Origin of the sequence: Terriglobus sp. 2YAB30_2 (assembly GCF_052114765.1) — a bacterium.
Lineage (GTDB): Bacteria > Acidobacteriota > Terriglobia > Terriglobales > Acidobacteriaceae > Terriglobus.
Window position 1 is genome coordinate 109101 of sequence record NZ_JBFRFJ010000014.1, and the last position, 25659, is coordinate 134759.

29 protein-coding genes are annotated in these 25659 nt (G+C 58.7%); 20 read left to right on the forward strand and 9 right to left on the reverse strand.

The window, feature by feature from the left end:
* The first annotated feature begins 14 nt into the window (after positions 1–14).
* From AB4Y89_RS19020 to AB4Y89_RS19095, 16 genes are all read left to right on the forward strand, one after another.
* Positions 15–413, forward strand: a complete 399-nt coding sequence (locus tag AB4Y89_RS19020) for a hypothetical protein (RefSeq protein WP_442302522.1) — start codon at positions 15–17, stop codon at positions 411–413.
* Between the two features lie 9 nt (positions 414–422).
* Complete coding sequence (gene tgt, locus AB4Y89_RS19025; RefSeq protein ID WP_442302523.1) at positions 423–1538, forward strand: tRNA guanosine(34) transglycosylase Tgt; 1116 nt, start codon at positions 423–425, stop codon at positions 1536–1538.
* A 167-nt stretch (positions 1539–1705) separates the two neighbouring features.
* Entirely contained in the window at positions 1706–1846 is a 141-nt protein-coding gene (locus AB4Y89_RS19030) for a hypothetical protein (RefSeq protein ID WP_442302524.1), read from the forward strand.
* 14 nt (positions 1847–1860) lie between these two features.
* Complete coding sequence (locus AB4Y89_RS19035; protein ID WP_442302525.1) at positions 1861–3072, forward strand: EAL domain-containing protein; 1212 nt, start codon at positions 1861–1863, stop codon at positions 3070–3072.
* Positions 3073–3322: 250 nt separating this feature from the next.
* Positions 3323–3646, forward strand: coding sequence for a preprotein translocase subunit YajC (yajC, locus tag AB4Y89_RS19040; RefSeq protein WP_442302526.1), 324 nt, complete (start codon positions 3323–3325; stop codon positions 3644–3646).
* Between the two features lie 2 nt (positions 3647–3648).
* Entirely contained in the window at positions 3649–5262 is a 1614-nt protein-coding gene (secD, locus tag AB4Y89_RS19045) for a protein translocase subunit SecD (protein WP_442302527.1), read from the forward strand.
* A gap of 24 nt (positions 5263–5286) precedes the next feature.
* Positions 5287–6234: a protein translocase subunit SecF gene (gene secF, locus AB4Y89_RS19050; protein WP_442302528.1), complete on the forward strand. Its 948-nt coding sequence runs from the start codon at positions 5287–5289 to the stop codon at positions 6232–6234.
* A 140-nt stretch (positions 6235–6374) separates the two neighbouring features.
* Positions 6375–7112: an energy transducer TonB gene (locus AB4Y89_RS19055; RefSeq protein ID WP_442302529.1), complete on the forward strand. Its 738-nt coding sequence runs from the start codon at positions 6375–6377 to the stop codon at positions 7110–7112.
* A gap of 123 nt (positions 7113–7235) precedes the next feature.
* Complete coding sequence (locus tag AB4Y89_RS19060) at positions 7236–7970, forward strand: MotA/TolQ/ExbB proton channel family protein (RefSeq protein WP_147646192.1); 735 nt, start codon at positions 7236–7238, stop codon at positions 7968–7970.
* 120 nt (positions 7971–8090) lie between these two features.
* A complete protein-coding gene (locus AB4Y89_RS19065; RefSeq protein WP_442302530.1) occupies positions 8091–8516 on the forward strand; it encodes an ExbD/TolR family protein in 426 nt (141 codons plus the stop codon).
* 59 nt (positions 8517–8575) lie between these two features.
* Positions 8576–9010 carry an ExbD/TolR family protein gene (locus AB4Y89_RS19070; RefSeq protein WP_442302531.1) on the forward strand — a complete coding sequence of 145 codons (435 nt, stop codon included), beginning with the start codon at positions 8576–8578 and terminating at the stop codon, positions 9008–9010.
* A gap of 163 nt (positions 9011–9173) precedes the next feature.
* Positions 9174–9608 carry a biopolymer transporter ExbD gene (locus AB4Y89_RS19075; RefSeq protein ID WP_442302532.1) on the forward strand — a complete coding sequence of 145 codons (435 nt, stop codon included), beginning with the start codon at positions 9174–9176 and terminating at the stop codon, positions 9606–9608.
* Between the two features lie 186 nt (positions 9609–9794).
* Complete coding sequence (locus AB4Y89_RS19080) at positions 9795–10613, forward strand: hypothetical protein (RefSeq protein WP_442302533.1); 819 nt, start codon at positions 9795–9797, stop codon at positions 10611–10613.
* Between the two features lie 307 nt (positions 10614–10920).
* On the forward strand, positions 10921–11748 hold the full coding sequence (locus AB4Y89_RS19085) for a PGN_0703 family putative restriction endonuclease (protein ID WP_442302534.1): 828 nt from the start codon (positions 10921–10923) through the stop codon (positions 11746–11748).
* A gap of 247 nt (positions 11749–11995) precedes the next feature.
* Positions 11996–12562 carry an HIT family protein gene (locus AB4Y89_RS19090; RefSeq protein WP_442302535.1) on the forward strand — a complete coding sequence of 189 codons (567 nt, stop codon included), beginning with the start codon at positions 11996–11998 and terminating at the stop codon, positions 12560–12562.
* 248 nt (positions 12563–12810) lie between these two features.
* Complete coding sequence (locus tag AB4Y89_RS19095; RefSeq protein WP_442302536.1) at positions 12811–13011, forward strand: hypothetical protein; 201 nt, start codon at positions 12811–12813, stop codon at positions 13009–13011.
* A 66-nt stretch (positions 13012–13077) separates the two neighbouring features.
* On the opposite strand, the gene AB4Y89_RS19100 is transcribed toward AB4Y89_RS19095, so the two are convergent.
* The 3 genes from AB4Y89_RS19100 to AB4Y89_RS19110 form a co-directional block, all read right to left on the reverse strand.
* A complete protein-coding gene (locus AB4Y89_RS19100) occupies positions 13078–13653 on the reverse strand; it encodes a nuclear transport factor 2 family protein (RefSeq protein ID WP_442302537.1) in 576 nt (191 codons plus the stop codon).
* Positions 13654–14303: 650 nt separating this feature from the next.
* Positions 14304–15617 (reverse strand): adenylosuccinate synthase, encoded by a 1314-nt coding sequence (locus tag AB4Y89_RS19105; RefSeq protein ID WP_442302538.1) that lies wholly within the window; start codon positions 15615–15617, stop codon positions 14304–14306.
* A 129-nt stretch (positions 15618–15746) separates the two neighbouring features.
* Complete coding sequence (locus tag AB4Y89_RS19110) at positions 15747–16319, reverse strand: hypothetical protein (RefSeq protein ID WP_442302539.1); 573 nt, start codon at positions 16317–16319, stop codon at positions 15747–15749.
* 612 nt (positions 16320–16931) lie between these two features.
* Here AB4Y89_RS19110 and AB4Y89_RS19115 point away from each other — a divergent pair.
* The 3 genes from AB4Y89_RS19115 to dnaN all read left to right on the forward strand — a co-directional run bounded on the left by AB4Y89_RS19115 (position 16932) and on the right by dnaN (position 19594).
* Entirely contained in the window at positions 16932–17465 is a 534-nt protein-coding gene (locus tag AB4Y89_RS19115) for a hypothetical protein (RefSeq protein ID WP_442302540.1), read from the forward strand.
* A 102-nt stretch (positions 17466–17567) separates the two neighbouring features.
* Positions 17568–18116 (forward strand): glutathione peroxidase, encoded by a 549-nt coding sequence (locus AB4Y89_RS19120; protein WP_442302541.1) that lies wholly within the window; start codon positions 17568–17570, stop codon positions 18114–18116.
* A gap of 299 nt (positions 18117–18415) precedes the next feature.
* Positions 18416–19594 carry a DNA polymerase III subunit beta gene (gene dnaN, locus AB4Y89_RS19125; RefSeq protein WP_147646204.1) on the forward strand — a complete coding sequence of 393 codons (1179 nt, stop codon included), beginning with the start codon at positions 18416–18418 and terminating at the stop codon, positions 19592–19594.
* A 294-nt stretch (positions 19595–19888) separates the two neighbouring features.
* Here dnaN and AB4Y89_RS19130 read toward each other — a convergent pair whose 3' ends face one another.
* The gene (locus AB4Y89_RS19130; protein ID WP_442302542.1) at positions 19889–20338 is read right to left on the reverse strand and encodes a hypothetical protein; all 450 of its coding nucleotides are present in this window, start codon (positions 20336–20338) and stop codon (positions 19889–19891) included.
* A 93-nt stretch (positions 20339–20431) separates the two neighbouring features.
* Here AB4Y89_RS19130 and AB4Y89_RS19135 point away from each other — a divergent pair, with 93 nt between their 5' ends.
* Positions 20432–20566, forward strand: a complete 135-nt coding sequence (locus AB4Y89_RS19135; RefSeq protein ID WP_442302543.1) for a hypothetical protein — start codon at positions 20432–20434, stop codon at positions 20564–20566.
* 258 nt (positions 20567–20824) lie between these two features.
* On the opposite strand, the gene AB4Y89_RS19140 is transcribed toward AB4Y89_RS19135, so the two are convergent.
* The 5 genes from AB4Y89_RS19140 to AB4Y89_RS19160 all read right to left on the reverse strand — a co-directional run bounded on the left by AB4Y89_RS19140 (position 20825) and on the right by AB4Y89_RS19160 (position 25453).
* A complete protein-coding gene (locus tag AB4Y89_RS19140) occupies positions 20825–21814 on the reverse strand; it encodes an SPFH domain-containing protein (RefSeq protein ID WP_442302544.1) in 990 nt (329 codons plus the stop codon).
* Positions 21811–21999, reverse strand: coding sequence for a hypothetical protein (locus AB4Y89_RS19145; protein ID WP_442302545.1), 189 nt, complete (start codon positions 21997–21999; stop codon positions 21811–21813). The genes AB4Y89_RS19140 and AB4Y89_RS19145 overlap by 4 nt, the downstream gene beginning before the upstream one ends.
* Positions 22000–22342: 343 nt before the next feature.
* On the reverse strand, positions 22343–23617 hold the full coding sequence (glyA, locus tag AB4Y89_RS19150) for a serine hydroxymethyltransferase (RefSeq protein ID WP_442302546.1): 1275 nt from the start codon (positions 23615–23617) through the stop codon (positions 22343–22345).
* A 210-nt stretch (positions 23618–23827) separates the two neighbouring features.
* Positions 23828–23989, reverse strand: a complete 162-nt coding sequence (locus AB4Y89_RS19155) for a hypothetical protein (protein WP_442302547.1) — start codon at positions 23987–23989, stop codon at positions 23828–23830.
* A 297-nt stretch (positions 23990–24286) separates the two neighbouring features.
* Positions 24287–25453, reverse strand: coding sequence for an alpha/beta hydrolase family protein (locus AB4Y89_RS19160; RefSeq protein ID WP_442302548.1), 1167 nt, complete (start codon positions 25451–25453; stop codon positions 24287–24289).
* Between the last annotated feature and the right edge of the window lie 206 nt (positions 25454–25659).

Consider the following 25659-nt stretch of genomic DNA (forward strand, 5'->3'; position numbering starts at 1 on the left):
GGGAAAAGACGCTGGTGTCTCTGGATTTCCCTGGCGTCATTGGGGAGATTCTGATCTCTCTGCCAACAAGGTGGCCTGCAACCTATCATCCATCCCGCCTGATGATGGACACCTGGAGAGATCTCACCTACCCGATCCTCTCGTTACCGTTCTGGTGGTTCGCCGGTACCGGATGGGACGCCTTGTTCTACAGGCGGCAGATTCGCTGGCCATTTCTTCTTCTTGGCACGCTGCTTTCTGTCCTGTTCATCGTCGCCTATTTCGGTCTCAGGTCGGCAATGGATCCATCTGAACAGGAAGAGATGGTTCTTCATCTGTGGGCAGTGATGCTCTGGGGATTGCTTTTTCTACCGATGCCCATTGCCTGGTTCCGGCAGTGGCGTCGGCCCGCGAATCTTGAGCCGGCTTCGTAAAATAGACGAGTGTCCCTTAGCTTTGAACTCCTGAAAGAATCCGGCCCTGGACGCCGGGCGACTCTTACCCTGCCCCATGGCAAGGTAGAAACCCCGGTCTTTATGCCGGTCGGCACGGCTGCTTCCGTGAAAGCCGTCCCGCAGGATGTCATGGAGACCAACGGAGCCGAGGGCAAGGGTGCTGCCATCATTCTGGCCAACACCTATCACCTCTATCTCCGTCCGGGACACGAGCTGATCCGCCGCGCCGGCGGCGTGCACAAGTTCATGAGCTGGAACCGCTCCATGCTCACCGACTCTGGTGGCTTTCAGGTCTTCAGCCTGAGCGAGCTGCGCAAGGTCACTCCCGATGGCGTCGAGTTCCGCTCGCATCTCGATGGATCAAAGCACTTCTTCTCGCCCGAGCACTCCATGGAGGTCCAGATCGCGCTTGGCGCGGACATCATGATGGCCTTCGATGAGTGTGTCGAAACCCCCGCCACATGGGAGCGCACCAAAGAGTCGATGGGGCTGACGCATGCCTGGGCGCAGCGATCGCTCGACTACTGGAAAGAACATCGTCATGAAGTGCCCTGGCACAGCGAGCTTGATGAAAGTCACCAGGCGCTCTTCGGCATTGTGCAGGGAGGCATGTATAAGGATCTCCGCGCCGAATCAGCCGAGCGGCTGGTCGAGATGGACTTCCCCGGCTATGCCATCGGCGGCCTTGCTGTCGGCGAACCGCGTGAGGTCACGCGGGAGATGATCGCGCACACGCTCGAATATCTCCCCAAAGACAAGCCGCGCTATGTGATGGGCGTGGGTTATCCCGACGAGATCGTCGAGTACGCCCGTATGGGTGTCGACATGATGGACTGCGTGCTGCCTACCCGCGCCGGCCGACACGGCCTTCTCTTCACCAGCCAGGGACGCCTGAATATCAAAAACAGGCAGTACGCCGAAGATCAGAACCCTCCTGATCCGGCATGCAGCTGTATGGTCTGCCGTCGCTATACGCGCGCCTATCTGCGCCACCTGATGCACAGCGGCGAGCCGCTGGCGCTCACCCTGGCGAGTGAACATAACCTCGCCTTTTATCTCGACCAGATGCAGGCGCTTCGCAACGAATTCGATCAAGCGAAATGATCGTTTCGCCGGCGAAACGCCAGGGTAGCCTACGCAGGAACTATGTTGTCCGTAAATGCAATTGTGCAATGGGTAGGTTCCGTGACACAGTTGAGGCATACAAGACGGGCCTGAGCGCGCATTCAGAGCAGTAAGTACGGTAACGGCCAAGCAAGAAGGATTGCTCCATGAAGCGATTTGCCTGTGGTCATGTGGTCTCCGGCCCCTCGACTCGATTTGCCGCGCACCATCTGGATGGAACTCTGGCAGGGCCAACGAAGTGTGCTCCCGTGGAGTACGGCCTTACTCTACCTTCGGTGAACGGATAGCGCGCGGGCTGGCTATGTACATCAACCTCGCCAAGCGCGAGCAACAACGCCGCATGATCTCAGATTTGCTCGAAGGCGATATTCCATTCGGCTTCCACTATCAGCCAATCGTCGATCTTGAACGTGGTCTGGTGGCCGGTTACGAAGCGCTCGCGCGTTTTCCTGCCGAGATCGCCTCGTCTCCGAATCAGGTCTTTCAGGTAGCCGGCGATCTAGGCAGACGTGCGGATCTGGAGAGCGTGGTCCTGCGTAGTGCTTTCTGGGAGCGGTCGAAGCTTCCGCCGAAGTGCTTTCTGACCATCAATGCAGGTCCGTCTCTTCTGCTTTCGCGGCAGTGGCAGCAGTTACTAAAAGAGATCGGACATTTCGGTGGAACCGTCTTTGAGATCACGGAAGACGAACCCATTCACGATTACTCCATCCTACGGTCCCGTCTCGATCAGATCCGTGAAGCCGGCGGCCACATTGCGGTTGACGACACCGGCGCCGGATACGCCAGCCTGAAGCATGTCATGGAGCTGCGTCCCAACTTCATTAAGCTCGACCGGTTTTTTGTCGGCGGTTGTCACAAAGAGCCGGCCCGTTCTTCGCTGATCGAAATGATGGGCACCATGGCCAGCCGTATCGATGCCACGATCATCGCCGAAGGTGTGGAGACCGCAAGCGAGCTGGAAGAACTCATCCACCTCGGTGTTTCGTTGGCCCAGGGTTACTACCTGGGGAAACCCTCTGCGGAGATGCTTCCTTTGCCTGCCCTGCAGGCCGAAGCCATTCGCACGCGGGCAGAGGCCAGGCAGCAAGGCAACCTGTGGGGCGTGATCGACAGTTGTTTCACCTGCTCCGACGCGGACACAGCCGCAACTTACCTTGACGCGAACGACGAAGCACATGTCGTCCTGCTGGTGGACGAGGCGAACCGTCCCTCCGGCATCGTTGAGCGGCACTCCCTGATCGGGATTCGCCACTTGGCCAAGCCGATGAAGGTCCAGCGCGAGAGCGATCTGCGCGCGGTGCTCCAACGATGCCTCAGCAGACCCCTGGCTCACCGTTTCGACCCGATCGTCGTCGTTGGAGCCGACGGACGGATGGCCGGTGTGGCCACCGTGGACCGGATGGTGAAGTTCGTTTTGGAAAACGGCCCCCTGCTCGATATGCGCGCCGCGGAGGTGCGGGCGCTCATGGGACCAGGGGACAGGGATATGAAAGCGGGTACCTCCGGGTGTTAACAGACGTCCGCCTGGGAGGCAGTTTCCTTGACATGTCGGAGCGGCCTCAGCGATGCTGGAGCCTAGCACCCTTCCATCCGGGCAGGCAGACCTGCGTCCGTTTACGGACGTAGCCATCGACCGGCATGACGCGGGCAGCGTCCATCCAGGACGGGCCCGACTTCAAAAAGGACATCGGGTGATCATTTTCGATCCGGTTGGTTCGCGTCCGTAAGGCCGCGCCCCGCCGGTGTGTTGAAGGACGCTCGCGTTGACCGTATCCGCACCTGTCTCAGCCATAATCCTGCAGATTGCCCAGGGATCTTCTCTGGTTACGATGCTGCCTATCGTTCTTATGATTGCTGTCTTCTACTTCCTGCTGATTCTTCCGAATCAGCGCAAGCAGAAGAAGTGGCAGCAGATGCTCGGTGATCTCAAGGCCGGCGACCGCGTTACAACCTCCGGCGGCATCAAGGGCGTCATCCTGTCGGTCAAAGACGATTCGCTGATCCTGCGCGTCGCTCCCGACAACCTGAAGCTCGAGTTTGCCAAGAGCGCCATTGCCAGCGTTACGACCGGCGAGGAAGAAAAGTAGCCATGCAGAAGAAGCTCGCCGGTCGGACCGGCATTATTGTTGCGACCCTGGTCATCTTTACTTATTTCATCTTCTTCGGCTCCGGCCTGCCGAAGAAGGGCAGCGTGAAGCAGTTGCTGACCAACAGCATCCACCTCGGCCTCGACTTAAAGGGCGGTACCCACCTCGTACTGCAGGTGCACGTGGCTGAAGCCGTCGCCGCCCAGACCGACTCGGATGTCGCTCGCCTCCAGGTTGACCTGGCCAAGGCCGGAGTCACCGGTGTGCAGGTCGCCAAGCTCGACCCCACCAAGGTCGACATTATTAACGTTGCGAATGTCACCCCTGCCGACACCTCCAAGGCTCGCGGCGTCCTGAACGGTACTTCCTATTCCTCGACCTACGATGTGGCGTCGGTACCGAACGGCTACACGCTGACGATGAAACAGCAGTCGCGCAAGGAGATGGAGAGCACGGTTCTCCAGACCTCGATCGAGACCATCCGTCAGCGCGTCGACAGCCTCGGCGTCGCCGAGCCCGTCATCCAGCAGTACGGCCTGGGTGACAACCAGATCCTCATCGAGCTGCCCGGCATCTCCAACGCCGACGAAGTGCACAACGCTATCCAGTCCACGGCTCGTCTTGAGATTCACGAGGTTGTCGCCGGACCCGCGGCGACTGAGGCCGACGCCCTGCAGACCCTCGGCGGCTCGCTTCCCCCGGACGACATGATCGTGAAGGGCGCAAATTCGGTTACCGCCGCCGGTAACAGCGACATGTTCTACGTGCTCAAGCGCGTGGCCATCGTCTCCGGTACTGACTTCCGCGGAGCTCAGCCGGTTCGCGACCCCAACACCGGTCAGTCGCAGACCAGCTTCAACCTGACCAGCGGCGCCGGCGAACGCTTCTATGAGTTCACCAGCGCGAACGTCGGCAAAGGCATCGCCGTCGTCCTCGAGAACCGCGTCCGCAGTGTGGCCAGCATCAAGAGCGCCATTCACGACTCGGGCGTGATCGAAGGTCTTTCGGAAGACGAAGCGAAGAACCTCTCGCTCATGCTCCGTACCGGTTCCCTGCCCGCTTCCATCTCGTATCTCGACACGCTGACCGTCGGTCCGTCCCTGGGCGCGGCTTCGATTACGCACGGTGTCTATGCCGCCGTCGCCGGCATGCTCGCTGTGATGTTCTTCATGCTCCTCTACTACCGGGGAGCCGGCATCAACGCCGACCTGGCGCTGGTTCTGAACCTGGTCATCCTGCTCGGCTTCATGGGCCTGACCGGATCGACGCTGACCCTGCCGGGTATCGCCGGCGTGATTCTGACCATCGGTATGGGCGTCGACTCCAACGTTCTGATCTTCGAACGTATCCGTGAAGAGCTGCACCTGGGCCGTACGCCCAGCGCTGCGGTGCAGAACGGTTTTGCGCACGCGTGGGTCACGATCATCGATACCCACGTGACGACGATCGTCTCGGCGGCCATCCTCTTCCTCTTTGGCACCGGTCCTGTGCGTGGATTCGCAGTGACCCTGACCTTCGGTCTGTTGGCCAACATCTTTACCGCGGTCTTCGTTTCGCGCACCATCTTTGACGCGATCCTGAACCGCAAGCAGCGCGGCGAAGCGCTCTCGATCTAATACGGAATTCTCGGAGCAACAACAGTGGAACTGTTTCGCGACATCAATATCGACTGGCTGGGCAAGAAGTGGTATCTGCTCGCCTTCTCTCTTGTCTTTTCAGTGGCCGGCATCTTCAGCATGCTCTTCTGGCACAAGATTCCGTACGGCGTGGACTTCAAGGGCGGCACCCAGGTGCATGTCAGCTTCGACCGTACGCCCAGCGAAGACCGTATCCGCTCCGCCTTCGACGCGTCCGGAATTAAGGATGCGAAGATCCAGGCGGTGAGGGGCGACCAGGCTGCTCGTCCCGAGGTCCTGATCTCGCTGCCCGAGAAGAGCGATGCCACCGGCTTCGATGCCCGCGCCGCGGTGCTTAGCGCCCTGGAGGCGAACTATCACGATGGCGGCTTCAAGGTAGAAAGCTCCCAGACCATCGGACCGACGGCCGGCGAACAGCTCCGTCACCAGGCCCTGTTTGCGACGCTGTACTCGCTGCTCGGCATGCTGGTCTATCTCTGGTTCCGCTTCGAGCTCATCTATGGAGTGGCTGCCGTGGTCGCTGTCTTCCATGACACGCTGATCACCATCGGCGCCTTCAGTCTCACCAACCAGGAGATCACCCTGACGGTGGTAGCGGCGATTCTGACGCTGGTCGGTTACTCCATGAACGATACGATCGTCGTCTTCGACCGTATTCGCGAGAACCTGGCGACGGCGCGCCGCGAGACCCTGTCGACCGTGGTGAACCGCAGCATCAACCAGACCCTGAGCCGTACCATCCTGACCTCGGGCCTGACCTTCCTCACCGTCCTCTCGCTGTATCTCTTCGGCGGAGAGGTACTGCACGGCTTCAGCTTTGCGCTGGTGGTCGGCATCCTGATCGGAACTTATTCGTCGATCGCGGTGGCGGCTCCCATGCTGGTGGCGTATCAGGACTGGCGCATTGCCAAAGGTAAGGCGGCATCGCTTCCCGGCGGCAAGCGGGCGTAATTGGGCTGGGTTGCACCCTCTTCGGTGCAACCCAGAAACTTTTTCATTTTTTTCAGGAACACCTCCCTATTCCGGGAACAAAATCAGAATCTGCGGTGTCTGTAGCACGTAGGCTCACCTCCAATTTGAGGGTTGCAACTATGTTTGAAGACTCGTTGATGGAATCCGGCGGCAAGATCCAGTCCAAGTCCAAGTACTGGATGATCGCAACCTTTAGTTTCAACGGGGTCATCATCGCATTGATGATCCTGATTCCGCTGCTGTATCCCGAAGCGCTGCCTAAGACGGCGATGACGGCGATGCTCAGCGCGCCCCCGCCGCCACCTCCGCCTCCGCCACCCCCGCCACCGGCGCAGGTGATTAAGCCGATCAAGGTCATCAGCGAGCTGGACCAGGGTTTGCATGCTCCGACCAAGATCCCCAAGGACATCAAGATGGTTAAGGAAGACGCTGCGCCTCCGCCGCAGGTCGCCGGTGTTGCCGGCATGGCGGGCATGGGTGGCGGTTCCGGTTCCGGCATCGCTGGTGGCGTCCTGGGTGGTATCGGTACGGCTCCGGCTCCGGTCGTGAAGGTGGCTCCGCCCAAGGGACCGACCCGCGTTTCGGCCGGCGTGATGGCTGGACAGATCCTGGTGAAGACCAACCCGGTCTATCCTCCGATCGCCCGCGCCGCTCACGTCCAGGGTTCGGTAGTGCTGCATGCCGTGATCTCGAAGACCGGCACCATCCAGAACCTGACGGTCATCAGCGGACCTGAGATGCTGCGTAACGCGGCCGTCGAGGCTGTGCAGCAGTGGAAGTACAAGCCCTACCTGCTGAATGGTGAACCCACCGAAGTGGATACCACCATCACCGTAAACTTTACGATGGGAGGCTAAGTCTCAAGACTTAGCAGCAGGTTTCGACATTGCGGGGGCTGTGGCCCGGTTGGCACAGCTCAAACAATCAACGTTTTGCATCACACGTAGTACCGGAAGTCCCAATCAGGAGGAAAGAATCAAGTGATTCTCGCTCATCTCGCAACTTTCGCCCCCCACAGCATCGGCATGTTTCTCCAGGAGGGCCAGGTAAGCTTCTCGCTCATGGGTCTGTGGACGAACATGGGCTGGCTGGCCCGTATCGTCGCCATCATCCTGTTCATCATGTCGATCTGGTCGCTGGCTGTGATCATCGATCGCGCCCTGTATTTCTCGGCTGCCCGTAAGCAGTCCCGTGAGTTTGCTCCCAAGGTTGCCGGCGCTCTGAAGGACGGCCGTCTGGATGAGGCGATCAAGATCGCCGACCGTTCCAAGAAGTCGCACCTGGCCGAGGTTGTTACCGCTGGCCTGCAGGAGTTCCGTTCGTTCGGTTCCGGCGGTTCCATCACCGAGGATCAGATCGAGTCTGCCAAGCGCGCTCTGGAGCGCTCTGAAGCTATCGTTCACGCCAAGCTGAAGCGCGGCCTGGGCGGTCTGGCCACCATCGGTTCCACCGCTCCCTTTATCGGTCTGTTCGGTACGGTAGTCGGTATTCTTAACGCCTTCCAGCAGATCGCCACCCAGAAGACCTCCGGTATCGGCGCTGTCGCCGGCGGTATCTCGGAAGCCCTGGTAACGACCGCGTTCGGTCTGCTCGTAGCTATCCCGGCCGTTATGTGCTTCAACTTCTTCACCGGTAAGGTTGAGTCCTTCGACGTGGAGATGGACAACAGCTCCTCGGAGCTGGTGGACTACTTCATCAAGCAGTCGCACCGCTAAACAGCCCAAGCGAGAATCTCCGCCTCGCACCCCGGTCAGCCGCCGCGAAACGGTATGACCGGGGTCCGGGCGGCCTGAAACTCTCGCAGTACGAAAAGACTCGCTTAAGGAGCAACTCCGATGGGAATGGCATCTCGGAACCTCGAGGGTGCAGTAAACTCCAACATCAACGTCACACCGATGGTGGACGTGATGCTGGTGCTGCTGATCATCTTCATGGTCATTACCCCCATGTTGAACAACAAGGTGAACGTCGATCTGCCCAAGGCTAACGCCGCGGTGATCATGGAAGACGCCAATAAAGAAGACTCCGTGGTCGTTGCTGTGACCCGTGACGGCAAGGTCTTCCTGGGCGGTGACCAGGTGACCGTTGACGATATGGGCGCCAAAATCTCGGCCAAGCTGGAGAACAAGACCGAGAAGCACGTCTACCTTCGTGGCGACGCCCGCGCGAACTACGGCAAGGTGATGGACGCTGTCGACGGTATCCGTTCGGCCGGCGTAAGCCAGCTCGGTCTGCTGACCGAGAAGACTGAAGATCAGTAAGTAAGAAGCAAGCAAAGTTCAAGATTCGCCGCCGAGTGCGGCAACGAAGGAATTCAGCTATGGGAATGAGTGGTGGTGGTGGTGGTGGCGTCTCTTCTGACATCAATGTGACGCCCATGATCGACATTCTGCTGGTGCTGCTGATCATCTTCATGGTCATCCAGCCCACGGCAGTTCATGGACTGGACACCCTGGTGCCTCAGCCGCCGAAGGACAAGAACCAGCAGGAGAACCCCAACGACCGCACGATCGTGGTGCAGGTGCTGTCCAACAATGGCCGTCCTGCGTACAAGATCAACGACACGGACTTCGCAAAGGATAGCCTGACGCCCAAGCTGCAGGAGATCTACGCGACCCGCGCCGAAAAGGTCATGTTCGTCAAGGGTGACAAGGACCTCGACTTCCAGTACGTCGCTGAGGTGATCGACTTCGGACACGCCGCCGGCGTGGACAACATCGGTCTGATCACACCTCGCGTCGAGGCTGGACAGTAAGCATACGGTGAGCTTCTGCCGCGCCTGGGCTCTCTGCTCATGCGTGCCCGGATACGCGTCCAGAAGCACATCGACCTATACCTTACGCGGGCGGTGGCACATAGCTGCCGCCCGTGGTGTCTTTAACGCTGTGCTCGCTCACGACTTCCTTTACGAGGTCTTTATGGCATTCACAGCAGCAACCCGCGGCATCGCCTCTGAGATCAACGTCACACCGCTGATCGACGTTCTTCTCGTTCTGCTCATTATCTTTATGGTCATTGCTCCCATACCCGGCCGCGGTATGGGAGCGGCTCTTTCGCAATCGGCAACCCATACGGCTCCGGAGCCGGTCTCTGCCCCGTTAGTAGTGCAGTTGTCCTATAGCGGCGGTGGTGTTCCGGCCTATGCTTTGAACCGTCAGGAGATGGCTCCTGATGAGATGGGTCATCGTCTGGCAGCGGCAATGGCGCTGAGGCAGGACCGCACCGTCTTATTACAGGCGGATGAACGTTTTGACTTGCAGGTGGTCGTCGGCGCGGTCAATACTATCCGCCGCGCAGGGGCCTCGGAAATTGCTTTGCTAACCAGAAAAGACTGCAACCAGATGAACTGCTGAACCGTCTTCGGAGGAGGGTTACCACCTGATCGGTACCGTTCAGGTGGGCCAATCTCCTTTTCACCTTCAACTACTGGCCATGCGTCATGCTATGCCTTTACAATCATCGTGCAAGACTGTCGCGCTTCTCGCACGCAATCCGGCAAAATCACTACATCGCGAATTCTCAAGGAGACCCTTCGTCCAATGAAATTCCAGCTACGTGTTCCGGCAATGGCCGCACTTCTCCTGGTTACGCTTCTCTCGGCCACCGGATGCAACCGTCTGAAGGCCCGCGACCAGCTTACGAAGGGCATCGCATCCTTCAAGGGCGCGAAGTACGAAGACGCTATCAATCATTTCCAGCAGGCTCTCGATTACGATCCGAGCTACGACGTGGCCCGTCTTTATCTCGCCACCACGCTGGCATCGCAGGTAGTGCCTAACCTTGAGACGCCTGAGAACCTCAAAACGGCACAACGCGCGATGGATGGTTTCCAGCAGATTCTTGCGAAAGACCCGAAGGACAAGACTGCACTGCAGCAGATGGCTTCCATCAGCTTCAACCTGAAGAAGTTTGATGATGCGAAGAACTGGCAGAAGAAGGTGATCGAGGTCGATCCCGCTGCCTCTGAGGCTTATTACACCATCGGCGTTATCGACTGGATGCAGTCGTATAAGAACGCCACCACCATCCTCGCTGCCGATGGCCTGACCGACGGAGGCGACGGCAACCCCAAAAAGAGCAAGGACGCATGCGCCAAGCTGCAGGCCCAGAACACCAACCTGGTGAGCGAAGGTCTGGAGTATCTGCAGAAGGCCGTCGCTAACAATGCGACTTATGAGGAAGCCATGACCTACCTCAACCTCACCTATCGCCGTAAGGCTGACCTCGAGTGCGGCAACGACGCTGCTCGCAAGGCCGACCTGGACAAGGCACAGGAGTGGAGCGACAAGGCCATGGGCGCACGTAAGGAAAACGAGCGCAAGAAGGAAGAGAAGAACAAGGGCGGCGTCACGATGTAGTCTTCGCCCATGCGACGAGAAGCGCAAAAGGCCTCCCGCAAGGGAGGCCTTCTTCTTTGTGGCAGGTTGAATGCCGTGGCTTTTATAAGAGGCATAGGCGCTCGTTGAAAGTTAAAAGTTGAAAGTTGAAAAAGTACGGCATGGGCAGCCGGGATCGGAATGGATAGCCCAAACACCGGGTGCCCCGGGTCCCGCTTCTGGGACCTGGGTATTCGCGCTACGCGCGAACCGTCTTTGCGTCTTCAACTTTCAACTCGGCGCGCTCTCGACACCATTCCTCTTCGACGTCTAATTTCTAAGAAGCGCCGTGCCCCTCTCCTCCTCCCAACTCCGTCGCGAACTATCCGCCCGCGGACTCGCGCTTGAGCGCGAGCACGAAACCACCTACGGCCGCGACGACCTGCACACGCCATCGGTCTTATTCCAGGAAGATGAGCTGGGCCAACACGGCAACTTCCACCCATCCAGTTATCGCCGCATCCTCGCCAACCCAGCCTGGGCGGCACGCCTCGCGAAGGCATACACCGCGAGCAACCGGGTGGCATACGCCAGGACGCGCCAGCGCAAGGAGCTCGACTGCGCCAACTCCTCCGATGCCCTGCTGATGAATATCGTCTGCTATCCGGGCCTGCTGTCGCGCCCCCAGGTCTGTGCCCTGCTTGGCATCGCTCCGGGCCTTACACCTGAGTTCGGTGTGCGCATGGAGGCTCCACAGCACGGCACACGCTCTGACCGCTCGGAGGTCGATCTCGTGCTCGGGCACCTGCTGATCGAAGCCAAGCTCACTGAGACCGGCTTCCAGACCGTCCGTCCAGCACTAGTAGAGCGCTACCGTGACCTCGAAGAGGTCTTCTTCCTCGAAGACCTGCCCCGCAACACCCGCGGCGACTATCAGCACTACCAGCTCCTCCGTGGAGCCTTGGCGGCCCACCACACCGGCAAGACCTACCTGGTGCTCTGTGATGTTCGCCGCCCCGACTTACGAGAGGCCTGGTTCCAGATCATCCGCTGCGTACGCACCGCAGACCTCCGCAGCCGCCTGGCCCTGCTCACCTGGCAGGAACTGGCCGCCACGGTGCCGGAAGGGCTGGCAGGCTTTCTGGAGAAGAAGTACGGAATCGTGGGCGGCCGGTAGCCGGCCAGTTGAATGGTTGAATAGTTGAATTGTTGAATAGTTGAATTGTTGAATGGTGCTTTGGGCCGCTTTGAATACCTTCGCCCATCCGGGAATGCGCGCGGTGCTTGAAGGGATGTTTGTCTCCATCAGTTGTAAGTCTTGGCTGGTGTCGGTCCAGCCGATTCTCTCCAAGGGGCAACCTGGATCTACGAACCTCGCACGATCCAACTATTCAACCATTCCACCATTCAACTAGCATCAAGCCATGGACCGCCTCTGGACGCCATGGCGTTACGCGTATATCACCAAGTCTGGGCCTTCGCAGCGCAAAGGTATTCCTGAGCCTCTGAATGCCTATCCTGACGACCAGGGATGCGTCTTCTGCAATCTCATTGCTTCGGTCGACTACGCCATTGAACACGGCATGCCAGTGGATGAAGCAGAGCGCCACGGACACATCGTCACACGCGGAAAATTCCACTACATCGCGCTGAATGCATTTCCCTATACCAGTGGTCATGTAATGGTGGTACCGTATCTGCACACGGACGCTCTCGCGAAGCTCGACGTGGAATCAGCGCATGAGCTGATCACCATGGCCCAGCAGACCGAGCGGGCTATCCGTGCAACCTACCGGCCGGATGGGCTGAACTTTGGCCTGAACCTTGGAGAAGCTGCCGGGGCCGGCGTTGCGGCACACCTGCATCTCCATGGGCTGCCGCGATGGGTGGGGGATAACAACTTCATGCCTGTGCTGGCTGAGACCCGTATTCTGCCGGAAGACCTGGATATCACCTGGCAGCGCCTGCGACAGGCCTTTCAGTCGCTGTAAACCGTACGTCGCGCCAAATCGGGAATTAAACCTTCGAACGTTTTCACGGAATTACAGACAACGCCACAAAATTGGTTCATTATGATGCAACGTAACGCAGTCGCTGGAGGCAACAGGGCCTGACGTCAGTCGCATCTATCCTATTCCGTTAGTAAACGACAGCTAGTACTTGCATGGATCCAAAACCCCATTTTGGACGTTCCGCGCCTTTTCTCGCGTGGAATGTCTCCCGGCCCCGGAGGTGTACGATGCAAAGCTCGCTCAAAGTACTACCCATCACCCCGACCATCGCCGCTGCCTCATTGATTGAACCTGAGGACGCGCGCATTACCGGCCAGACGCGGTCACTGCCGCGCCGGCTGCTTGCCTTGAATATGCCCCTGAACAATGTACGCAAACCGGCCCTGAGTAATACTCCCGTGCTGACGCCGCAAGCGCGCATTGCCTAGGGGACCAACCCCAATACAGCAAGGCCCAGAGAAATTCTCCGGGCCTTTTGCATTTAACGTTATCGATTACTTGTTATCGGCAATCTTGTCGGGTTCAGGCCGCATACGGGTCGCTTCAAAGTTCACGACCTTCCATCCTCCGCCGGACTGGCGGGCATAGACGCGGGTGTAGAGATACTTTCCGTGCAACGGACGCCCATCCATCTCGCCGTCGACATCCACCTGAGAGGTCACGACGGCCGTGCTTCCATTGATGATCTTTACCTTCAGTTCATCGACATCCATGCGAGTGATGCTGATCTTGCGGTTCATCACGCGCTCGACCATCTGCTGCTTGGTCTGCACCATGCCATTGGCGGAGATGCCGATATAGTCGTCGGCCATCATCTTCGACATTGTTTCGGTATCGGCCTTCAACTGCGCCTGCCGCCACTGCTGCTCCAGCGCTTCAATCTGCCGGTGCGAACGGGGCTTATTTCCTGTCGCAATCTTCCGTACGCCATTCACCGGGGCCATGCCCACCTGGCGAAAAACCTGCGCGTGAATGGCAATTGGAGCCACCACGGCCAAGGCCAGCATAGCGAATTTGACTGCGTACTTCATCGGTAAGGTGTACGGAGTGTAGCCCTGTTTTCTCCGCAAAGTCAAAAGAACTTTTAGTAACCAAGTACCACTTTCGCTGCACACTCTGATGCCGCGATTCAGTAACTGGAAGCCCGTGACTACTGGACGATTTGCGTTGTCGTTAGCCATCCCGGAAGCTTGCTCACGGTGTCGCAGGGATGGTAGGAGAAAGGTCGAAGAGACGCGGTTGTAGTTCTCGCATTGGCCCGGCTTACAGCGGTTCGGTGTCTTAAGATCTGACATCGTTCACCTCCGCACTATTAGTAGTTAGAACGCAGCCATGAGGGGGAAGGTTATCCAGGGCCTGAAGCGGAATCGTCTCTGCTTGTCATTTCAACGCGGCTAGAGCATTTCTCCTGTAGGTGTAGTGTAGGGATTCCGTATCTATGGGCGCTTTCCGCAATGAAAACGCCGCTGCACTCCCCTTCCGGGCTACCCAGCAACAGGAGAAATGCTCTAGCAAATCTGCTTCTCCGAGACATAACCAGACGTCGGTGGGCACCCCGGTAGGTAAGCGCTCAAGGCCCGTTCTATAGGCCTTCAGAGAAGGCGACTCTGTCGAAACACCCGACAACTGTCGCCTGCCTCAGTGTGCCCGCGTCTTCAACTCTCAGCCAAAAAGCAAAAGCCCGCGTGAACGCGGGCTTTTGCTGCATCTCAAACTTTCCCTATCCAATTACGCTGGCAGCAAACTCCGGCAGAACCATCGTCTGTTCGCGATCCGGACCGGTGGAGACCATACCGATCTTCGCGCCGGTCTCCTTTTCCAGGAACTTCAGATACTCCTGCGCCTTCTTCGGCAGCTTGTCGAACTCGGTAATGCCCTCGGTCGACTCAGCCCAGCCGGGCAGCGTGGTGTAGACCGGCTCCAGGGCTTCCAGACCGCGAACGTCTGCAGGAATGGTGTCGATGACCTTGCCGTCGAGCTTATAAGCGGTGCAGACCGGAATCTCCTTCAGGGAGTCCAAAACGTCCATCTTGGTCACCACCAGCCATTCCGTTCCGTTGATCATATTGCTGTAGCGCAGGATTGGCAGGTCCATCCAGCCGCAGCGGCGCGGGCGTCCGGTAGAGGCGCCGTACTCATTGCCCCGCTTGCGCAGCTCCTCGCCCATCTCTCCATGGATCTCGGTCGGGAACGGACCTTCGCCGACGCGAGTGACATAGGCCTTGGTCACGCCGATGACAGTGCCGATGGCCGTCGGTCCAACGCCGGTGCCGATCACGGCTCCGCCGGCCGTAGCCGAAGAGCTGGTGACGAAGGGATAGGTGCCGTGGTCAATGTCCAGCAGCGCACCCTGGGCGCCCTCGAACATAATCCGCTTCCCTGCCTTCAGGCTGTCATTCATCAGGGTGGCGGTGTCGGTAACGTACGGCGCCACCTGCTCAGCGTAGCGGGCGTACTCCTCGTAGATCTTGGCCGGGTTCAGCGGCTCCGTGCCCCACAAGGCGTGCGCGATGGAGTTCTTCTCATGGCAGGCATTGGTGATGTGGGTGCGCAGCAGGGCCGAATTCAGCAGGTCCACTACGCGCAGGCCATTACGGTGCATCTTGTCTTCATAGGCAGGTCCAATGCCGCGGCTGGTGGTGCCGATCTTTGTGCGCCCGGGGGCGTTCTCGGCGGCCAGCTCGATCATGCGGTGGTAGGGCAGGATCACCTGGGCGCGGTCGCTGACAAAGAGCTGTCCGTCGACCGGCAGACCGGCCTCCTTCAGCATCTTCACCTCGGTCAGGAAGGCGGCAGGGTCCATCACGACGCCATTGCCGATCACGCTGAGGCAGTCCGGCCGCAGCACGCCGCAGGGAATCAGATGCAGGACGTACTTCTTCCCCTTGATGATGACGGTGTGCCCGGCATTGTGCCCACCGGCATACCGCGCCACCACCTGAAACTTCTCTGAGAGGACATCGACAATCTTGCCTTTGCCCTCATCGCCCCACTGGGCGCCCAAAACTACTGCCGATTGTTTCAAAGAAGGCACAGGAAAGAACTCCATGAGACGGAATCAAAACAGCACGGGCCTGTGCTCATCACACAGACCCGCACAACTATCTATTTTATCCTGTCCGCGAAGCGGTGTCCCTGTTGGTCAGGGCGATGGCTGAGGCGATTACTTGTTCGCCACGGGAGGCAAAGCAATGTCGTCGGAGACATACGCCGTAAGTGCCGAGCCTTGCTTGATCTCAATGTTCTTTCCGTGTTTGATGAGGCCAATCGGTCCAAAAAGAACAGTAAGCACCACAGCGCTGGTGGTGCCACTCTCTCCCTCTTTGCCCTTTGTCCCCCGAAGCCTTACTTTCGTATCCCCAACTTTCAGATATTCCAGACGAATACTGAGCTCTCCAGCCTTGCCCATCATTCCTGACTTCTTCGCATTGGTAACTTCGCCGAAAGCCTTGGCTCCCTCTTTTGCAACGGTAACCCCATTAACCTTGAGATCATCCGTGAGCACCAGTGTTACAGGGTCCCCCTCAGTGGCCGTCTTTGAGCTTAGATCCTGCGCAAACTTGAGGTGAACGTCTTCCCCTTCTCGCAGAGTGTACTTCCCTGTGGTATCGGGAGATGTTGAGGCGGCAACGATAGGAGCGGGTGCCGGTGAAGCGGTGGCTTGGGTTTGACCTAACGCGTTGAGTGGGGCAGAAAGCGTGCAGGAAAAGGCGAGTGTTGCAGCAAGACGGTACATCTCTTTGTGTCCTTGAATCAAATGTGGGGAGGAACTGCAGACTACCTTGTGACAAGGTCACTGAGCAAGTGGATTTACGACCTGAGATAGCAGAGGAAATTCAGAAACTCCCTACTCGCAAGGGCCATGCAAATGAGCTGGCGAAGCCTGTGCGCTCCACATACGTCGCCCTCAGCGGCTGAGCCCCTCTTGAGCCCAACCTCGTACGGCACGGCCGTTAAGCAAACCCGCCTTACGAAACGGCCTGGACGCCGTCGAGAGAACGATCGTCAAAGCTGACTTGCTTTATTGTGCGCGGGCGCGCAATAGTTTCGCGCCGGCGGCGCGAATGTCTTGCTTAGGGGAGACGGCTAAAAGCCGTCCCACGCCGCGCCTGAGAAGGAAGCGGCTTCACCCACAGAGAGCATTTTTTCGCGTATGTACCCCTCGACTGCGACAAACCCGTCAAGAGGTGCAAGGACTCACTTCATGTTGAAATTCATTCGCCGCTTAGTCGGCCGTTTGATCGCGAAGTGGCGATCTATTCCTCCGCTTAGCAAAGAAGAGGAAGACGAAGAAAACCAGACGTTTACTTTCTGACGGAGTCTGCCACCCGGCTACACTGTCTCTTCCATGCGTTTTCAGCTCGAAATTAAGGACGCGTCCGATGGTCTTACAGTGCGGGCTGTATATCCGCCGAACCGGCAAACGGTGTTTCTGTGTCTCGCGCCGGCGGCACTGACATTCCTTCTTCTCCTGCTCTTCAGCGAACCGAATGACCGTCCGGTCTGCCTTGCTGCACTTATCCCGCTCGGCTTGGGCCTGTGTCCGGCGTGGCGCCGCTGGTTTGGCGTCGATGCCATGTTCCGCATCTCCGGCGACGGCTTCATCTGCCGCCAGCCTTATGCCGAGTCCCGAGAAGTCTCCTACAGTCTCGCCAATATCAGCGATATCTCATACTGGCGCCCGTGGAGGCGTTACGGAATAGCAGGACTCTACGCGTTCGAGAGGGGTATCAATCCCATGCGTGCGAGCGTCTGCCTCATTCCTCATCTGAACTTCTCCCAATGCATGGAGATTACCGTTGCCACCCGCCGATGCCTCTTCAGCAAACGCCAGCAACTTCTGCGATCGAGAAAGAAGTTGAAACAAACTATGGAAGGGTGAAACAAGAACCTTCGTGGGGCCAATCCCCTTTTACTGTCCCTGCCTTAACGCTTCACCTTTTAACTTGCAACTTTTAACTCCTACCAGGAGCATCCAATCACCATGGCAAATCTGCAGACTATCCCGTTGGAGACCATCACCCATGCGCCCACCACGTTGGCCGAGTACGTCGGCAAGGTGTTGCTGATCGTCAATGTCGCCTCCAAATGCGGGCTTACGCCGCAGTATACGGGGCTTGAGTCCCTGTACCAGCGCTTCCAAGACCGTGGCCTGGTGGTTCTCGGATTTCCCGCCAATGACTTTGGTGGGCAGGAGCCCGGCACCAACCAGGAGATTGCCAAGTTCTGTTCGCTGACCTATGACGTCAGCTTTCCCATGTTCGCCAAGATCGGCGTAACCGGCCCGGGGAAACACCCGCTCTATCAGGAACTTACAAAGGCTCTGCCGCAGGCGATCTCGACCACCGGGTTCGATTTTGCGGGTGATCTGCGCAACTACGGTACCGAGCCGAATCAGCCGCCGGAGCTGCTCTGGAACTTCGAAAAGTTCCTTATCAGCCGTACCGGGGAACCAGTGGCCCGGTTTGCCCCGGATACCACGCCCGACGACCCGACCCTGATCGCCGCGATTGAGGCGGAGTTGGAGAAATAGAGCGCGAAAAGCCCCTGCGTTGGGTAGCTCCCCGCCCGCCCTAGCGTTGCGAGGGCGGGGCACCCCCCCGGGTGGGGTCAGGCCCAAAACTGGCGAAATAGGGTCAGTTGGCTCTTCCCGCGCTAGCGGCCACTATTCAACCATTCAACTATCCAACCATTCAACATTTACCCCCTTTTTGCACAACTGCTTTCTTTCTGCAATCCTCGCTACAATCAAGCTGTTCCACGTGTGTTGACGAACTGGTACAGTGTTGCCAAACGCACGTCAAGGTTTCACCATCGGGAGACACTTCTGCCATGACGACCACCGCAACCCCGCTTCAAGCTGCAGCATCCGCGGCTCCCTCCGGCAATCTCGAAATCTCTATCTCCCGCGGCGATCTGCTGCGTGAGCTGACGGCCGCACAGTCGGTGGTGGAACGTAAGACGACGATCCCCATTCTGTCGAACTTCCTGTTCGAGGCGGACGACGACCGCCTGACCATTACGGCGACCGATCTCGATCAGTCTCTGCGCACCTCCACCACCGCCAAGGTGAAGAAGCCAGGCGCCTGCACCATCCCCGCGCGCAAGCTGTACGACTACATCAAGCTGCTGCCCGAGGGCGAGATCAGCATCAAGCTGATGGATAACCATTGGGTGCAGATCCGCGCCGGCCGCTCCAACACCAAGATGGTGGGCATGGCCCGCGCCAACTTCCCCACCGTTCCCGAGTTTCCCGAGACCGGCGCCCTGAAGGTCAACGTCGCTGCCCTGCGCAGCATGATCTCCAAGACCATCTTCGCCATCTCCAACGAGGAGTCGCGCTACACCCTCAACGGAGCTCTGCTAGTCCTCAAGTCCGAGTCCATGGCCATGGTCGCCACCGATGGCCACCGCCTGGCTCACATCGAGCGCTTCGGGGAGACCATCTCCGGCGTCTCTGGCGAGAAGAAGACCCTCATCCCGCGCAAGTGCCTGGGCGAGCTCTCCTCGCTGTTGGCGAACACCGAAGACGATACCCTCGAGTTCGCCGACGACGAGCAGACCCTCTACTTCCGCATCGGCGGACGCGTGCTGACCAGCCGCAAGCTGACCGGCCAGTTCCCCAACTACGAGGCCGTGCTGCCCCGCGACAACAACAAGTTCGTCATTGTCCGCAGCGAAGACCTGATGGGAGCCATCCAGCGCGTCGCCCAGTTCGCCGACGAGCGCTCCGGCGCCATCAAGATCCGCATGGAGCAGAACGAGCTGAAGATCTCCTCCTCGTCCACCGACTCGGGCGAGTCGGAAGATACGATCGAGACTCCCTACAGCTACGATCCTCTGGTCGTCGGCTTCAACTCCGCCTACCTGCTGGACTTCCTCAAAGCCATCGGTAACACCGGCGAGGTCCGCCTCGAATTCAAGGACGCCCAGTCCGCCGGCCAGATGCGCCCCGAAGAAAGCGGCGAAGACTCCAAGTACCGCTACATCCTCATGCCCATGCGCATCTGAGGGGGACTAGCCGGGACTGGCCGTCCAGGCAAAGGCGCTTCGCGCGGAGGCCCGGCAGAATGCCGGGCCTTTGTCTTTTCTTGGATCAGTAGGACTGGGTGCCCCATATCCGCGGAGCAGATGTGGGGATTCGCGCTACGCGCGAATCTATCTCATCCCGTAAGGATCTGCTTCTCTGTTCGGGTCTCAGGGATCGAGCTCCGCTCGATACTCCCACATAAGCTTCGCAGATGTGGGACACCCGGCCGGTGCCCTTTCAGAAGGAAGACCGCCCAACTAGCAACCAGGAACCAACTAGGAACTAGAGAGGAACAACTTCCTCAACTCCTCAATCTGTCCCGTGCTCAGCAGCTTCCGCTCCCGTTCCAACAACACCACCCATCCATCCTCGGCGCGCATCTCGATCTCGCGCGGCATCGACCAGATCACTCCGGTTGCGGCGTTATGCCGGGCGGCCATCAAGGTCAGTGGATGTCTCTCGCGCCCGAAGCCGATCTCGGCGTCCATCACGATGACGTAGCTCAGGCCCTGTCGCCAAAAGATGCAGTGGCGGCCCTGGCCCCAGTTCAGGTCATCGGTCATCGAGAAGGGAAAGTCCTGGGGAATCTCGTCATCGGGAAAGTCACCACTGGTCTGTTGTGCGTACCGCAACATCTGGCCGCGCCGCCCACCACCAATCCGGAACTTGGGCAGCATCAGGGTCGCCAGCAGCAGGACAGAAACCAGGACAAAAAAAGCAAGCATTCCGCTGTGATTGTCGCACCAAGAGAGTCAACGGGAGAATCCGGAACGATACTTTCACCCGGCTGCAGGCTTGGCTAAGCTGCCAGCATGGTTATGAATCCACAATCCGTAGTTGCTGCTGTGGTGGAAGCGCACGACGCCTGGTTTGACGCCAACGTCCTCGCCGCCCTCGAAGACAGCAACTCCGCGGAACCCATCCGCGAAGAAGAACTGGTCGAGACGTACTAGTCTTTTTGGCAGCACGAGTGAGTCGTGGTGTCCAACAGGGACTCGTGTGTAGGGACTTGGTTGAATGGTGGAATCGTTGAATGGTTGAATCGTGGATTGGTGGTAGTCCATGCACCTCCAACTCACTTGAGTTGCTCACGCCACTTTCAGCAAGCCGCCATACGCAAAGATAAAAGGGGCGAGCCTCGCATATGCGAAACCCACCCCTTCCAATCAAGCAAGGAAACGATTCAACCATTCAACAATTCAACCAATCAACTACCTCGCAGAGGGCAGCTCCATCAGCATCTGCCCGTTGCCGGTCTGCACGCTGGGCAATTGACCGTTCCAGCGTTCGATCAGGGCGCGCTGGTTTTCCAGCTTGCGAAGCTCCAGCAACTGAGGCGTGATCGAGGTCTGACGGATGCGGTTGGCCTCCGCCTCGCCCTGGGCACGTGTCACGCTGGACTTGGCTTCACCCTCGGCCGCGGCGATCTGCTTGGCGGCTTCGGCCTGCGTTTCGGCCAGCTCGTTGCGCGCACGTTCGGCGCTCTGGATGGCCTGCGCCTTCGCGGTGATGGCTGAAGCAATCACGCTGGGGACCCGCGGAGCACCGATGAAGCCGAACTGCTGAATACCAACGCCGACAGGATCCATCTTCTGCTGGATGAGGGCCTGCACCTTGCCCAGGAACTCAGCCTTGCGTTCGCCGTAGATCTCCTCCACCGTGTAGGTGCTGGCAACTTCGTTCAGCGAGTTGCGCACCACATCGCGCAGAATGCCGTGCGTAAAGCGTGTCAGGTCGTTGAGCCGGTACTTCACATAGAAGTCAGGCACACGCGGCGGATCGATGGCGTAGCTCAGCGAGACGTCGGCATAGATCTCCATGCCCTCCTTCGAGTTGAAGCTCATCTGCTCGTTGGTCGCCGAGCCTTCATGAGCGTCCTGCGTCCACTTCACCGTCTGCACAAAGGTCGGGAACTCGACAATCTGCGACTTCAGCGGGCTGTAGAAGACCCATCCGGTACGGATTGGAATCTCCTGCGCTCCACGCTGCGAGCCGGAGAGCGAGATCTCCACGCCCTCATAGCCGGCGCCGATACGCGTGACGCTGACGATGTAGCTGAAGAACAGGTTCAGCACGATGATCGCGATGACGAGGACAACACCCCACTTCAAGGCAAAACGTAGCATGCGTTTGCCGTGGTCGTCGTCGTCGCGGCCATTGCCGCGGCCGGTGGTTTGAAGCAAGTTGTCAAACATGGTCATAAACGCCTCCAGAGAAACCAGGTTGCAGAGCACACCACCACCGCATCGCAGACGAGCAGCACCATGCCGCCGTAAACGGCCTTATCGCTCGGTAGATTCAGGAGGTGGAACGCGGTGGTCATCAACTCAAAACCGAGGACGGCCACCAGAAGGAAGAGCAGCAAACGGATTGTTATTCGTCGCACATGTCGCCCGGCCCTTTATCCTTGCGGGCCATCCAGCGATTAAGAATCGTAAAGCGGAAAGACGCCCGCGAACATTGGACGGAAGTGCTATTGCTATTTAGTTCGTACTTGATACAATATCCGGAGGGGCCTCTATTTTGAGGGTGTCTGTGGCTTGTTGTGAGGTTTGGGCTATCAGGGTGCTGGTGGGTAGCTCGTTGTTGAATGGTTGAATCGTTGAATGGTGTGGCTGGGAAGACGGCAAGCCTCACCTGAATGCGAAAAGAGCGAGCCTCGCCTAAGCGAAACTCGCCCCTCTGAACAAGCAAGAAAACTATTCAACAATTCCACCATTCAACGGTTCTTACGCGAGCGCCGGCTCGCGTAAGAACCCATACAGCGGATACTTCTCTGCCAGCTCCCCGACCTGGCCCTTGATCTTCGCCAGCTTGTCCGCGTCGTTGCGGTGCTCGAGAGCTTCGGCGATCCACTTCGCGATGATGCGCATGTCGTCTTCCTTCATGCCGCGGGTCGTCAGTGCCGGTGTGCCCACGCGAATGCCCGAAGGCTTCAGGGGAGGATTGGTGTCGTACGGAATCGCGTTCTTGTTCACCGTGATGCCGGCCTCACCCAGAGCATTTTCGGCTTCGCTGCCCAGGATGCCCTTGGCAAAAACGTCGACCAGCATAAGGTGCGTGTCGGTGCCACCGGAGATGATGCGGAAGCCCTCGCCCTGCAGCGCCTCGGCCAGCGCCTTGGCGTTGGCAACGATCTGTGCGGCGTAGAGCTTGAACTCAGGCTGCAGTGCTTCCTTGAAGGCGACAGCTTTGGCAGCGACGATATGCACGAGCGGTCCGCCCTGCTGGCCAGGGAAGACAGAGCGGTCGAGGCCCTGTGCGAACTCTTGCGTGCACAACACCATGCCGCCGCGCGGTCCACGCAGTGTCTTGTGGGTGGTGGTGGTGACGAAGTGTGCGTGCGGTACCGGCGAAGGATGCACGCCGCCTGCCACCAGGCCGGCGAAGTGGGCCATATCGACCATGAAGTAAGCGCCCACCTTATCGGCGATGGCGCGCATGCGGGCGAAGTCGAAGGTGCGAGGATATGCCGATCCGCCGCCGACGATGATCTTCGGCTTCTCACGCAGGGCTGTTGCTTCGAGCTCGTCGTAGTCGAGAACCTCGGTGTCTTTCCGCACCTGATAACCGACGACACGATACAGCTTGCCGGAGAAGTTCAGCTTGTGACCGTGGGTGAGATGGCCACCATGCGCCAGGTCCAGGCCCAGGATGGTATCGCCGGGCTGCAGGATGGTCATGTAAGCCGAGGCATTGGCCTGCGAGCCGGAGTGCGGCTGCACATTGGCGTGATCGGCGCCGAAGAGCTGCCTGGCGCGATCGCGCGCAAGATTCTCAACGACATCGGCAAACTCGCACCCGCCGTAGTAGCGCTTCGCCGGATACCCCTCGGCATACTTGTTGGTGAAGACCGTTCCAGCGGCCTCCAGCACAGCGCGCGAAACGAAGTTCTCACTGGCGATCATCTCCAGACCTTCGTGCTGGCGGATGACCTCCTTTTCGACCATCGTTGCGATTTCGGGGTCAGAGGCGGCGAGAGATGCGTTGAAGTCGATCGGCATACGGATATTTTAACCGCGCCATCAAAAGTCTGGCTCGGACCCCAGTCCTAGGCTGAAATAGTCACCGGACCTGTTGCCCGGGTGCCCCAGGAACCTGGGGCACCCGGTGCATGAGCCTCCCGAATATGTCGATATGCCCAGCAACCATCCCGGGCTGCAGGTGAAGCGGCGGGCTTCGCCAGCAGTTGATTAGGCTCTTGATTCAATTTTTCAATCAACGCTGTTCGTGCCGGCGAAGGTGTTGTCCGCGGAAGCCTTGCCTGCGCCTGCCACCAAAGTCGCATCGCGCTCCCACGCACAGGCGATACCGCCCGATTGTGAAGCGAGCGATCCTCCCAAAAGAGGAACCGAATCCAACTTCGGAGGAGCCACCTGAATGCATGATTTCCTTCTAGCCCTGTGTTGCGTCACTATGGTGTTGGCGCCGTGGTATGTATCGTTTTCGGACACCAAGGTAGACGCGGTCGAAGAAGAATGCATCACAAAAGTCGTCCGCTGCACTAAAGCAACGGGGGACGGACGCCGATGGATACGTTGACCAATATGATGGACCTTATCTTAGGTTGCAGTTTGGTGGCTGTGGTTGTGCTCCCTTGCCTCTTTGCTTCGCACTTCGGCAGGGCGCATCGCCACACCAAGAAGACTGCTTGAACAATTCGCTTCCCAGGGTTAACCCGCTGTACGCAGGCGCTTGAACGCTCGATAGACGAACGTGCCGAGGTACCAGCCGTCAAGCCATGCATATGGCTTCTCACCCACCACGTAATGCCCGCAAGGCAGCACCTTAGGCGTGTGCGGAATTCCACGCTGCTCAAAGCTCCGTAGTACTTCCAGCGAAAACTCCAGAGGAAACGTCAGATCGTAGGTCGCATAGACGACCAGCGTCTGCCGGTCTTTCACGCGCGCAAACTGCTCCATGTAATTCTTCGGGCTGATCGCCTCGAAGCAGGCCCGCACATCTTCCCGCGACATGCCGGCTTCTTCAAAGGCCGCGCGGACGTGGCGTGTGCTCTGCCCCTGCCACACCACATCGCCGAAGCTCGTCGAGGCGTGATTGAAGGCGCAGACCTTCAACCGCTCGTCGAAGGCGGCGGAAAGAAATGCATACTCCGACCCCAGGCTTGTTCCCAATACGCCAAAGTGCGTGTATCCCTGTGACTGCAGCCAGTCGATACAGCTCCGCACATCGACAACGGCCTGCCGCACCGCCTCGATGGTGCGGCCGATGTTCGAGCTTACGGCGTAGTCCGAGCGTTCGAGCTCTGCCGGCCTGCGGATGTCGTGATACGGCTTCGAGAGCCGCAGGGCAGAGACACCGAACTTGTTGAACAGATCGCAGAGAACGTTATGGCTGAAGGCATCGGCATTCCACTGCGGCATGACGATAATCGCCTGCTTCGGCCGTTTGGGATCCTGATGGGCCGGTGCCGGATACCAACGTGCGTTCACCTGGTCGTTCTCCGGGTACTTGGTGCGCACGGCAGAGGTAAAGCGCAGGAACTCCGCCTCTTCGATCAGACCCTCTTCGGCATTGGCCTTCCACAGTGCGTCCTTCGCCAGCGTCTCCGGACGTACGTTCGTGGGAAAGAGTTGCGGGTGCCGCTTCTCCAGACGGAAGTCGGTCGGCGTCTGATAGCTGAAGAACTCCTCGGCGTTGGCGACGATGTGACCGTTGATGGCCTTCATCGATCCAAGCGGGTCTTCCTCCACATGGGTTCCCCACTCGGCCAGCCAGTCAAAGCCCCATTCGAGTGGACGCACAATGCGGTTGGTGTCTGCCGTGGTGAGCCGCGTCTCCCACGCGTACATCCAGTCTGAGTACAGCTTTCTAAACATTCCCCTCTAGTTTACCGGGGAGGATGTGGTAACAGGGTGAATGGTGGCGTTGAAACGAGTTGCTAGGCTGTATCGACAAATTCAAGTTTGAGTTTTCTTGGGAAATTGGGTGTATTTCGCTTTCTGTATCTTCTTGAGATAAGCCACAACGATGAAATTGGCGACGGTAAGCACCAAAGGTGCGCTCTATACCAGCCTAGGGTGAA

Bases quoted from the DNA above. Each gene is read 5' to 3' on its own strand.
- AB4Y89_RS19160 (WP_442302548.1), bottom strand. From the start codon at position 25,453: ATGTTTAGAAAGCTGTACTCAGACTGGATGTACGCGTGGGAGACGCGG.
- AB4Y89_RS19070 (WP_442302531.1), top strand. From the start codon at position 8,576: ATGGGAATGAGTGGTGGTGGTGGTGGTGGCGTCTCTTCTGACATCAAT.
- AB4Y89_RS19115 (WP_442302540.1), top strand. From the start codon at position 16,932: ATGCGTTTTCAGCTCGAAATTAAGGACGCGTCCGATGGTCTTACAGTG.
- dnaN (WP_147646204.1), top strand. From the start codon at position 18,416: ATGACGACCACCGCAACCCCGCTTCAAGCTGCAGCATCCGCGGCTCCC.
- AB4Y89_RS19055 (WP_442302529.1), top strand. From the start codon at position 6,375: ATGTTTGAAGACTCGTTGATGGAATCCGGCGGCAAGATCCAGTCCAAG.
- AB4Y89_RS19095 (WP_442302536.1), top strand. From the start codon at position 12,811: ATGCAAAGCTCGCTCAAAGTACTACCCATCACCCCGACCATCGCCGCT.
- AB4Y89_RS19090 (WP_442302535.1), top strand. From the start codon at position 11,996: ATGGACCGCCTCTGGACGCCATGGCGTTACGCGTATATCACCAAGTCT.
- AB4Y89_RS19120 (WP_442302541.1), top strand. From the start codon at position 17,568: ATGGCAAATCTGCAGACTATCCCGTTGGAGACCATCACCCATGCGCCC.
- AB4Y89_RS19110 (WP_442302539.1), bottom strand. From the start codon at position 16,319: ATGTACCGTCTTGCTGCAACACTCGCCTTTTCCTGCACGCTTTCTGCC.
- AB4Y89_RS19075 (WP_442302532.1), top strand. From the start codon at position 9,174: ATGGCATTCACAGCAGCAACCCGCGGCATCGCCTCTGAGATCAACGTC.
- AB4Y89_RS19065 (WP_442302530.1), top strand. From the start codon at position 8,091: ATGGGAATGGCATCTCGGAACCTCGAGGGTGCAGTAAACTCCAACATC.
- AB4Y89_RS19130 (WP_442302542.1), bottom strand. From the start codon at position 20,338: ATGCTTGCTTTTTTTGTCCTGGTTTCTGTCCTGCTGCTGGCGACCCTG.
- glyA (WP_442302546.1), bottom strand. From the start codon at position 23,617: ATGCCGATCGACTTCAACGCATCTCTCGCCGCCTCTGACCCCGAAATC.
- AB4Y89_RS19140 (WP_442302544.1), bottom strand. From the start codon at position 21,814: ATGACCATGTTTGACAACTTGCTTCAAACCACCGGCCGCGGCAATGGC.
- AB4Y89_RS19030 (WP_442302524.1), top strand. From the start codon at position 1,706: ATGAAGCGATTTGCCTGTGGTCATGTGGTCTCCGGCCCCTCGACTCGA.
- AB4Y89_RS19135 (WP_442302543.1), top strand. From the start codon at position 20,432: ATGAATCCACAATCCGTAGTTGCTGCTGTGGTGGAAGCGCACGACGCC.
- AB4Y89_RS19035 (WP_442302525.1), top strand. From the start codon at position 1,861: ATGTACATCAACCTCGCCAAGCGCGAGCAACAACGCCGCATGATCTCA.
- secD (WP_442302527.1), top strand. From the start codon at position 3,649: ATGCAGAAGAAGCTCGCCGGTCGGACCGGCATTATTGTTGCGACCCTG.
- AB4Y89_RS19080 (WP_442302533.1), top strand. From the start codon at position 9,795: ATGAAATTCCAGCTACGTGTTCCGGCAATGGCCGCACTTCTCCTGGTT.